At 37.8% G+C, this 9,474-nt stretch carries 9 protein-coding genes; 6 read left to right on the top strand and 3 right to left on the bottom strand.

The genetic code is table 11. The features are described 5' to 3' along the window. Positions 1–184 precede the first annotated feature (184 nt). A complete protein-coding gene (locus tag BGC07_RS03505; RefSeq protein ID WP_069311981.1) occupies positions 185–610 on the top strand; it encodes a response regulator in 426 nt (141 codons plus the stop codon). Here BGC07_RS03505 and BGC07_RS03500 read toward each other — a convergent pair whose 3' ends face one another. Continuing rightward, positions 611–1,576 (bottom strand): LysR family transcriptional regulator, encoded by a 966-nt coding sequence (locus tag BGC07_RS03500; RefSeq protein WP_235602886.1) that lies wholly within the window; start codon positions 1,574–1,576, stop codon positions 611–613. Positions 1,577–1,681: 105 nt separating this feature from the next. On the opposite strand from BGC07_RS03500, the gene BGC07_RS03495 reads away from it, so the two are divergent. Next, positions 1,682–2,470, top strand: coding sequence for a sulfite exporter TauE/SafE family protein (locus BGC07_RS03495; protein WP_069311980.1), 789 nt, complete (start codon positions 1,682–1,684; stop codon positions 2,468–2,470). Between the two features lie 8 nt (positions 2,471–2,478). Here the strand turns inward: BGC07_RS03495 and rnhA are convergent, their stop codons facing one another. Continuing rightward, a complete protein-coding gene (rnhA, locus tag BGC07_RS03490; RefSeq protein WP_069311979.1) occupies positions 2,479–3,801 on the bottom strand; it encodes a ribonuclease HI in 1,323 nt (440 codons plus the stop codon). A gap of 26 nt (positions 3,802–3,827) precedes the next feature. Next, positions 3,828–4,493 carry a TetR/AcrR family transcriptional regulator gene (locus BGC07_RS03485; RefSeq protein WP_235602885.1) on the bottom strand — a complete coding sequence of 222 codons (666 nt, stop codon included), beginning with the start codon at positions 4,491–4,493 and terminating at the stop codon, positions 3,828–3,830. 283 nt (positions 4,494–4,776) lie between these two features. Between BGC07_RS03485 and BGC07_RS03480 the strand changes: the two genes are divergently transcribed. From BGC07_RS03480 to BGC07_RS03465, 4 genes are all read left to right on the top strand, one after another. Beyond that, entirely contained in the window at positions 4,777–5,142 is a 366-nt protein-coding gene (locus tag BGC07_RS03480) for a hypothetical protein (protein ID WP_069311977.1), read from the top strand. A 224-nt stretch (positions 5,143–5,366) separates the two neighbouring features. After that, positions 5,367–6,389, top strand: coding sequence for an efflux RND transporter periplasmic adaptor subunit (locus BGC07_RS03475; RefSeq protein ID WP_139121605.1), 1,023 nt, complete (start codon positions 5,367–5,369; stop codon positions 6,387–6,389). After that, positions 6,386–7,558: an efflux RND transporter permease subunit gene (locus tag BGC07_RS03470; protein ID WP_069311975.1), complete on the top strand. Its 1,173-nt coding sequence runs from the start codon at positions 6,386–6,388 to the stop codon at positions 7,556–7,558. The genes BGC07_RS03475 and BGC07_RS03470 overlap by 4 nt, the downstream gene beginning before the upstream one ends. Next, a complete protein-coding gene (locus BGC07_RS03465; RefSeq protein WP_158006856.1) occupies positions 7,482–9,425 on the top strand; it encodes an efflux RND transporter permease subunit in 1,944 nt (647 codons plus the stop codon). The genes BGC07_RS03470 and BGC07_RS03465 overlap by 77 nt, the downstream gene beginning before the upstream one ends. The last annotated feature ends 49 nt before the right edge of the window (positions 9,426–9,474 follow it).

Genomic DNA, 9,474 nt, shown 5'->3' with positions numbered 1-9,474 from the left:
AAAGATTTTTTTGTGATATTTTTTAAATTAATTGCTTTTTTATTTTAATGATTTGATTTTAATAATTTTATTGACATGAGTTATTCTGTTTTAAAGTTTAATTTGTGTTTTAGAACTTTTTTATTCTGATAGAGTCAAATGGCTATGAGGGGGCTGTACTCTTTAATGATGACAAGGTATTCTAGTGAAAACAGTAATTTTGATTGAAAGTGATAGAGATGATGCCAATGTCTTTCAAGAAGTGTTTGACCAGTCAAGAACAATAGACTGTAAGCTTTTGGTTGAAGATAACGCAGAAGAGACTTTTCAATTGCTAAGCAATGGTGTTATTGAGGTTGATTTGATTGTTCTGGATATGAGCCAGTGGAAGATCAATAGCCACTCTTTATTGAGAAAAATTAAAGGCGATCTCCAGGAAAGGTGCCCTTATGTGCTTGTTATGGGGGAATCAATTGCTGAATTCAGTGTTGAAAAGGCACATCATGAGGGTGCAGATTGTTATCTAGTTAAGCCTGATAGCATTGCTAAATATAAAGAATTAATGTGTCATTTGGAAAATTGTCTGGTTGAAAAAAAGGAAGTCCCAGGCTATTTAAATTTAATTAATTAATTAAATTATTAATATAGATGTAAATATATTATAATTTTTTGATTGTTTGGTTGGGTTGTTTTTTATAATTATATTAATGCAATTGATCATTTCTTTGGCTGGTCTGGAAAGTTCACGTTTTTTATGAGAGATACAGGCCAGGTCGGCATAGAATCTTTTTTTCATAAAAGGAATTTCACGCAACTTATCATCGATTAAGTGTTTTGGAAAAATACTCCAGCCAATTTCAGCTTCCACCATTTTTCTGATGGTTTCGAGCATATTAATATTAGAAATAATTTTAGAATTTATACTGTAATATTTGCGAATATCCTCAAGGATATCATGATAAATATTAAGTTTTTCGGGTGAGATTAGGGGGATATTAGAAAGCCTGGATATGATGTCATTTTTTCTTTTAAAAAAGGGGTGACTGGCGCTTAGAACAACACGCATATCATTTTTCCATACTTTTCTGACGGCAATATCCATAGGAATTTCTCGCGGCAGTGATGTGAAGCCCAGCTCAACTTGGTGGTTTTCAACTAAATCAATCACTTCATTTGAAGTGCGAAAAACAAAATTATAGTCAACCTCAGGAAATTGATCTTTATATGTCTTGAGTAAGCTAGGAAGTCGATGAGTTGCAATATGGTTATTACAGCCAATGATTAAAGTTCCCCGTACTCTGTCGCTAAAGCTAGCTATTTTATGATTAGCATCTTGCCACTCAGCATAGATAGCGCGCGCATGTGGCAAAAATGCACATCCTGCATCTGTAAGTACAACCCGGTGGCCAATGCGTTCGAAAAGTTTAGTATTAAATTGATTTTCCAGGTTGGCAATGCGTTTAGTGACAGCAGGCTGAGTTAAGTGCATGCTTTCACTTGCTTTTGTGAAAGAATTCGCTTCGACAACCGCTAAGAAGGCTAGGATATTTTTCATTATGAATTCCAAAAATTTATAGATTTTATAAATATAATTCATTTGAGTTATTCGTGTCAAAGGCTTAAATTATCAACATAAAGCAGGTTTCAGTCTGTATTAAAAAATAAACTAGTTTTTTTATGGCAACTTTGTTTAGGTTGGTTTATGATTTTTCTAATTTATATTATTGTAGGCATTTTTACCGGGATATTATCAGGCTGGGTGGGTGCAGGCGGAGGAATTATTATTGTTCCAGTGATGCTTGAGTTAACGACTGGGCAAGGAATAAGTTCTGAACTTGGTATGCATTTGGCCGTGACAACCTCACTCGGTTTTATTATGGTTAATTCGTTGTATACAACATTTCACCATCATCGCAGTAAAAATCTGGTGATCCCTTTATTTAAGCGTATTGCTATTTTTGCCATTATCGGGGCACTTGTTGGAGGGCAGCTTGATAAGGTGATCCCCACTTTTTGGATAAAAATTCTTTTTACCGTGACAATTATTGGTGTGTTTATTCAAAGTTTTTTAAATCGTACCGGGTCATTGAATCAGCAACCTGTGTATCCAGGAGGTTTATCTCGTGCAACGATGGGGGTGAGTGTGGGTGTTCTTGCATCACTTGTTGGGGTTGGCGGTTCAGCGATTACTAACCCTTATATGCTTCATCATCACTACCCGATGAAAAAAAGCGCAGCGATGTCGACCGCCCTTGCATTTCCGATGGGCTTATTTGCGATTGCTAGTCTGCTTGTTAGCAGTGTCGGTTTGTCAGGCTTGCCAGCAGGAAGCTTAGGTTATTTATACTTGCCTGCATTTGTCGGTTTGTTGGTTGGGTCTTTCATTGGCTCACCTTTGGGGGTGATGATTGTAAAGCGTGTGCCAGAAAAAGCATCTGTTTGGTTATTTCGAGTGGTATTACTGGCTGTGATTATGCAGATGCTCGTTTAAATTTAAGCTTAGGTGGATTGGTGAGTTTGCAATCGTTCTAGCCAAGTATGAAACTCAAAGCGTTCGAATAGTTCAATGAGTTTATGAATATCTGCCTTTTTGCGCTTTAGATCATTGAGTGAGTAAGGCAGCTCTAAGTCACAGTGGATAGTCACTAATTGGTGGCTTAGAGTGAGTTGATCCAAGTTATTGCGCAAATTTTCACCGACTTTGCCTTTAATATTGCCAGCATGCTGAATCAGCGTTGCTAAATCTTTATGTTCATTGAGCCAGCGTTGAGCGGTTTTAGGGCCTACTTTATCGATCCCTGGAACATCATCGACTTTATCACCGATTAGGGCAAGATAGTCAGGGATTTGTTCAGGACCTAAGCCAAAACGTTCTCGAACACCGTCTGGTGTCATCAAAGTGCCTTTCATGGTATCGAGCAGTGAGACATAGGGGGTGATGAGTTGAGCCATATCCTTATCACTACTAGCAATCAAGGTGGCGCGTTGCTCTTTATCGGCTTGTGTTGCTAAGGTACCGATAATATCGTCGGCTTCTATGCCTGGTACTGTTAAGCAGGGAATACCGAGCGCGTCGATACATTGACGAATCAGTGGAATCTGGACTTTAAGCGCTTCAGGCATTGGTGGGCGGCTGGATTTATAGTTTGGGTAAATTTTATGGCGCAGGGTTTTGCCCGCAGGGTCAAGGACAATTAATATTTGCTTAGGCTTATACGTTTTAAGCAGCTTACGCAGCAAAGAGACGGTGCCGTAAATAGCTGCTGTTGGCTCGCCCGCATGATTATGTCGGGCGGGCATGCCATGAAAAGCGCGGTAAATAAATGAAGAGCCATCAACGAGTAATAATGGGCTTTGATCTTGCTTGCGGGTGATTTGATGGGTTTTGTGCTCATGCTGAGTGGTAATTGCTGCCGCTGCCATACGGTCACAGCGCTCATTGTATAAATTACCATCGTGGCCTTTGACCCAGTGCCATTCGGTGTTTTGTTGGGTTAATAGTTGATCGAGTTGCTGCCATAAATCCTGATTGGCGATGGGCTCGCCAAAGGTATTGCACCAGTTTTGCGTGCGCCATTTCTTTAGCCAAGTCTGAGCGCCTTGCACAAGATACATCGAGTCAGTATAAAGGCGAATTGCACTGGCAGGAGGTGCATACTCAAGCGCTTTAATGGCTGCGGTGATCTCCATGCGGTTGTTTGTTGAGTTGGCAACAAAGCCAGAAAGCTCGATTTCACTGTCTTGATTAAGAAGCAAAGCAGACCAGCCGCCTAAACCGCTGTGAGGTTGGCAGCTGCCATCGGTATAAATGTCGTATTGCATAAAGTTTATAGGTGATAAAGTAGCGTTTAAGCCGGTTGAGTGGCTAAAGATTGGTAGACGGCAGTGATGATGAAATCAGCATATTGTTGGTGAAACTGATCGGTCATCTCGTCTTTGTTAAACCAAGCACCATAGAGGTTAGTGAATAATGATGAGGCGTTAGTAAAGATATAAAATAATAATTGTGAGGGTGAATAATCGTTATAACGCGGGTGGATTTCGCCACTTTTTTGAAATTTAGCAATGCATTCGAGCATGGTGAGCATAACATGACTGGTATCTTCAAATAGGGGCTTTTCATCTTTAAATTCAAGCAATTGCCAAAGAACCATGCGGCCCATATCCGGGTTATGCTTATAAATATTGAAGCGCACCATAATGATGGTTTTGATAAAGTCATGAAAATCGAGTGATTGCAGCTGCGCGCCTGGGTTGTCCTGTGGCATATAGGGTGTGATAAATTCTTTTTTCACTTTGCGCCATAAATCATGTTTGTTTGTGAAGTGATGATAGATTAGGCTTTGATTTACGTTCGCCTGTTTTGCAATCATACTAATCGATGTGCCAGCAAAGCCATGATTGGCAAAGAGGCTCTGTGCGGCCTGTAAGATATTAGATCGCGTCATATCTGCACTGGGGCGTTGTTTTCTTGCTGCTATGGTCATTGATGGTTTCTTAATTGATTGTTCCATTAGTTAACCAATGATACTCGGCTTCATCGGTCACTGGCAAGCTCTTTGTCGTGGTTGTTGTCCCTTGGTATAAAATCTTTTTGCTATTTTTCAGGTATTTTGTTTTCTATTTGTGATTTTTTTGTTAATTTGTATTAACAATATGCCGCATTGATGTGTTTATGATGTGGATGAGAGCGAGATAGTTATTGATTTTATTGTGTCGGTATGATCATTGCAACTTATCTTGCGAAACATAAAGAAAGACTAGAATGTCTATCATTAAAGTTTAGAAGGCTAACATATGGAAATTCTTCTTTATTTTATTGGGTTACTGATATTATCTATTGCTATCAGTGGCGCTATAAAGCCTTATTTAGTGGATGCTCTTATTGATCGGCATGGCATTGGTAAGGCCTATTGGCTCGCCATTGCGGCGAGAATTGTTTTTGGTGTTATTTTTTTGCTTGGTGCAGAGGCGACGCGTTGGCCCAGTTTTTTCTTTGTTATGGGGTGGTTGCTGATTATTATTGCAATAATATTGTATGGTGTTAGGCTTGAGCGATTTAGAAAAATAGTACTTTGGTGGGAGAAAATAAACTCATTTTGGCAACGTGTCTGGTTTGTTATTCTTGGTATATTTAGCCTGTTTGTAATTTTTTCTATTTAATTATTACCTGGTTTTAAGTCATGTGTTGAGAATTGTTATGGTTTACAGGTTACTTATGTTCACGTAGACTTTTTTCTGAAAAAGAAATGTCATTAATACAATAATGTCATATAAATGAGATATTATTTAGTGAATAAAATTAAAGTGACACAATTAAAGTGTGTCACTAGGTATATTTAAATGATTAATAAAAAATTAAGGCTTTTTTATTTTGGTTTTTGGTTTTGATCGTCATCGTGTTACTGGTCGGTCATTACGCTTTAGAGTGGCCTCACCCCATGAAGGCGGGGCAAAAGGCAGCGCAAAAGCAGCGGGTGTCTGTGAAAGCAGTAAATTTTTACTCAGTTCCTAAAACAGTTGAGAGTTATGGAAGGGTGACCTCTTTGCATTCGATTGCATTGAAAGCGCAATCGGATGGCTTGATTGAATCAATCAAATTTGCTGCAGGTCAGTCTGTGAAAAAAGGGGACATTCTCTTTATTTTAAAAACCACTGATACTGGCAATCAATTAAAAAAACTTGCGGCAGAGCTGCAGCTTGCCAAGCAACGCTATTTGCGCCTTAAACGTTTGTCTGAGCTTTCTAAAGATAGTGTTTCTAAAATTGACTTAATTCAAGCACTAACACAATATCAGCAAGCATTGTCACAATATGAAGAGGCACAAACTATTCATGATGCAATTTCACCTGTTAACGGTACAGTGACAGACACCGATCTTTCTGTGGGTGATTTTGTGAGTGCTGGGGATGTGCTTGCACATGTAATTACACAAGATGGCTTACAAATTAAGTATCAATTACCCAGTCGATATGTAAATCAAGTGAAAGTAGGCCAAGCGGTGACGTTTAGTGTTGGCAATCACCATTATCGGGCTATTGTAAATTACGTGGCTCCAGAAATTAGCTTAAATAGTCAAGGGATTACATTGCGTGCAAATTTTGAAAATAGCAATGCAACGCTTCCTTTGTTACATAGTTTTGGTAAAGTTGCCCAAGTGATTAACCCACAATTTAAGGCATTGGCTCTTCCTCAAGCTCTAGTGCAAACAGACGCTCAAGGGTTTTATGTTTATATTTTTAAGAACAACAAAGTCAATAAAACATATTTTTCACCCGGCAGTGTGACAAAGTTAGGTTTGATTATTGTTAACACTGGTTTGAAAAAAGGTGATTTATTAATTACAACGAATCCAGATAAGCTAAGCCCAGGGCAAAAGGTAAGGCTTATGAGTGATAAAGCATCATGATTTTTATTGAAGCATGTATTAAAAATAAGCTGATCGTTTATATTATTGCTTTGGCTATTTGTTTAGCAGGGTTGTTTTGTTTATATATTACGCCTATTGCGCCATTTCCGGCGATGGCAGGACACAATATAAATATTAAATTTAGCTATCCAGGTGCAAATGCGCAAACTGTGCAACAACAAGTAACAACGGAAGTTTCTACACGCTTGCAATCGATTAATAATCTTCAGTATATGCGTGCAAATACTCAGGCAGGAAGCGCAAATATTACTTTAGCATTGAACTCCAATAGCACGGAGCAGTTATTGCAAGTTCAAATGGAAGTGATGCAAGCGATCGCTTCAGCTCACTTGCCAAACTCCGTTCCACAACCTGCTATTAGGCCGAGTGCATCTAATTCAGGTTTAGTTGATTATGTCGTTTCTTCTAACAAGGCAAACTTATTTGAAATTAGTAATTTTATTCATGCCGTACTGTTGCCAAAATTTAACTCGTTACCTCAAGTTCAAGCTGATGCTGATGATTTAGATCCAGTTGTAAAAATTCAATTAAGGCCGGCTGATTTAGTTAAATATCATTTAAACCCAACAAATGTGACACAGACTATTAATCAAAATTATCAATCTAGTCCATTAGGTGATTTATATATTAATAAGCAACAGTATGTTCTAAATATGGAGGATAATTTTAACTCGCTCTACCGTCTGCGCCATTTGATTGTAGGGTATCAACATGCAAATAAGGTACAGGCAAGTGAGCCGCTAGGTTTACCTATTTATTTGCAAGATATTGCAACAGTTAGTTTTGAGCCTCGTAGCACAATAGATCAGCCATTTAGTAGTTTTAATGGGCAGACTGCAGGCGTTTTAGCGCTTCACACGACGCAGTTAGCCGATCCATTTTCAATTTCAAAAATTAGCCATGATTATATCAATAAATTGCAAGGAAATTTACCGAAAGGGGTTAAAGTTACCCCGGTGTTTGATATGGCTAATATCATGCAAACGTCAATTGAGGAGGTAAGTTTTACTATATTAATTGCGAGCATACTCGTGTTGTTAGTCGCCCTTGTTTTTTTCAGGCCGTCTTCGTGTGACAGTGATACCGATTATTACTATTCCCATTTGTCTGCTTGGGGCGATGGTTTTTGTCAGTGCGCTGGGGGTTAGTATTAATTTAATTACGTTGCTGGCTATGGTGATTGCTGTTGGTCTTGTTGTTGATGATGCAATTGTCGTGATTGAAAATATCACTCGCTATATAGAGCAAGGCTATACAAAGCATCAAGCCATACTCTCTGGTACTCAAGATATTTCAATTACTGTCATTGGTATTACTTTAACCTTATTAGCTGTTTATGTTCCCATTGTTTTTTCTGCGGGAGATTTTTCAGCGCTATTAAAACCGTTTGCATTAACGCTTGCCGCTGCTGTGTTTATTTCTGGAATTGTTGCACTAACGCTAACACCGACGATGGCTGCATTGTTCGTTAGTAGTAAAGATCAAAATAGTTATCAAGTTTGGTTTAATAAAGTACTGCATAAAATAATTTCTTTTTATCAAAATATTTTAGGCGTTGTTTTATATTATTATAAAGTTGCGTTATTTATTGTAGTTGTAATGATTGCTTTAGGCGTTTTTTATACTTTGAAATTGCCAAGGACTGTTTTTCCGGCAGATCCAAATGGTGCTGTAGAAATTGTCATGACAGGCAACTCAAAAGATGGTATTGAGTCGCTTAAGCACAAAGTTCTTGTGTTTAAAAAATTCTACAAGAATAAAACAACTGATTATTATATGATTAATATAGCGAAAGATGAGGATAGTGGAATATTAACGGCAAAAGTAAATATTCATTACAAAGATAAATATTTAAAAGAAAACTATAAATTTAGCAATCAAATTAATCAGTTTATTAAAGCGCAGAATATTGATAGTGCATTTGCAACGATGAAAAAATTTAGTAACTGGGGAGGGGGCTATGGTATTAGCTTCTATCTCTATGGCGGGGGCAGTAATGTTACTCAGGTGAACCAAGCGGCAAAGAAAATAACAGCATTAATGGACGCTTCACCGATATTTTCAATAACTAATAATACGATTAATAAACCACAGAAACAGCTTGCATTTCAGTTAAACACTGTTAAAGCGATAAGTTTGGGAATACTCAGGCAAGATATTATACAGATGTTATCGAGCTATTATGGTGGAGGCACGCTAGATAATTACTTTAGTATCGCCGGGTTGAGTGTGCCGATTATTGTTCAGGTGAGTGATTCGAGTTTAAAAGATCCAAAGTCTATTGAGAGTTTACAGATACAAAGCCCATTAACCCATAAATACTATCCATTAACTGAGTTCGTGTCGGTAAAATTAGTTGCTAAACCATTGATGGTATCAACCTTTAATAATCAGCCTAGCGTGAAGATTAATGCAAACATAAGCAAAGGTTACACACTAAAGCAAGCCATTGAGTTTGTTAATCAAGTGACAAGTAAAAATACACCAGATATACAATTGCAGTATGTTGATAAAGCAGATCAGTATTTAAGAGGAAGTAATGAAACAATTTGGATTGCCTTGTTGGGAATTTTAAGTGTTTATTTATTATTAACTGTTTTATTTAGGAATTTAATCGACCCTTTTATTATTATGCTGACTGTCCCTTTTACCGTTATTGGTGGCGCTTTGTCATTATACTTGATTGGTGGGACATTAAACATTTACAGCGTATTGGGGTTAATTACATTAGTCGGTTTAATTACCAAGCACGGTGTGCTTATTGTTCAATTTGCAAATGTTGAATTGGCCAGAGGCAAACACGTTCGAGAAGCTATCTTGTTAGCAACACACCATCGTTTTCGACCCATCATTATGACAACACTCGCGATGGTATTTGGTGCCTTACCTTTATTAGTTAGTGATGGCATGATGTATGTGTCCAGACGAAAACCTGGCGATTACAATTATCGGTGGTTTGGTTGTGGGGACTTTGTTTTCATTATTTATTGTGCCACTGGTTTATACGCTTGTTAAAAAAGCAGAGCATATTGCGTAATCTTGCTCGATTCTAGGGGTTTTCTTC

This window comes from Piscirickettsia litoralis (assembly GCF_001720395.1).
Lineage (GTDB): Bacteria > Pseudomonadota > Gammaproteobacteria > Piscirickettsiales > Piscirickettsiaceae > Piscirickettsia > Piscirickettsia litoralis.
The sequence above is the reverse complement of the archived record's forward strand: the minus strand, read 5'-3'. Positions and strand labels throughout refer to the sequence as shown.

Coding starts and splice junctions, on each gene's coding strand:
- BGC07_RS03485 (WP_235602885.1), bottom strand. CDS start 4,493: ATGGAACAATCAATTAAGAAACCATCAATGACCATAGCAGCAAGAAAA.
- BGC07_RS03500 (WP_235602886.1), bottom strand. CDS start 1,576: ATGAATTATATTTATAAAATCTATAAATTTTTGGAATTCATAATGAAA.
- BGC07_RS03480 (WP_069311977.1), top strand. CDS start 4,777: ATGGAAATTCTTCTTTATTTTATTGGGTTACTGATATTATCTATTGCT.
- BGC07_RS03470 (WP_069311975.1), top strand. CDS start 6,386: ATGATTTTTATTGAAGCATGTATTAAAAATAAGCTGATCGTTTATATT.
- BGC07_RS03495 (WP_069311980.1), top strand. CDS start 1,682: ATGATTTTTCTAATTTATATTATTGTAGGCATTTTTACCGGGATATTA.
- rnhA (WP_069311979.1), bottom strand. CDS start 3,801: ATGCAATACGACATTTATACCGATGGCAGCTGCCAACCTCACAGCGGT.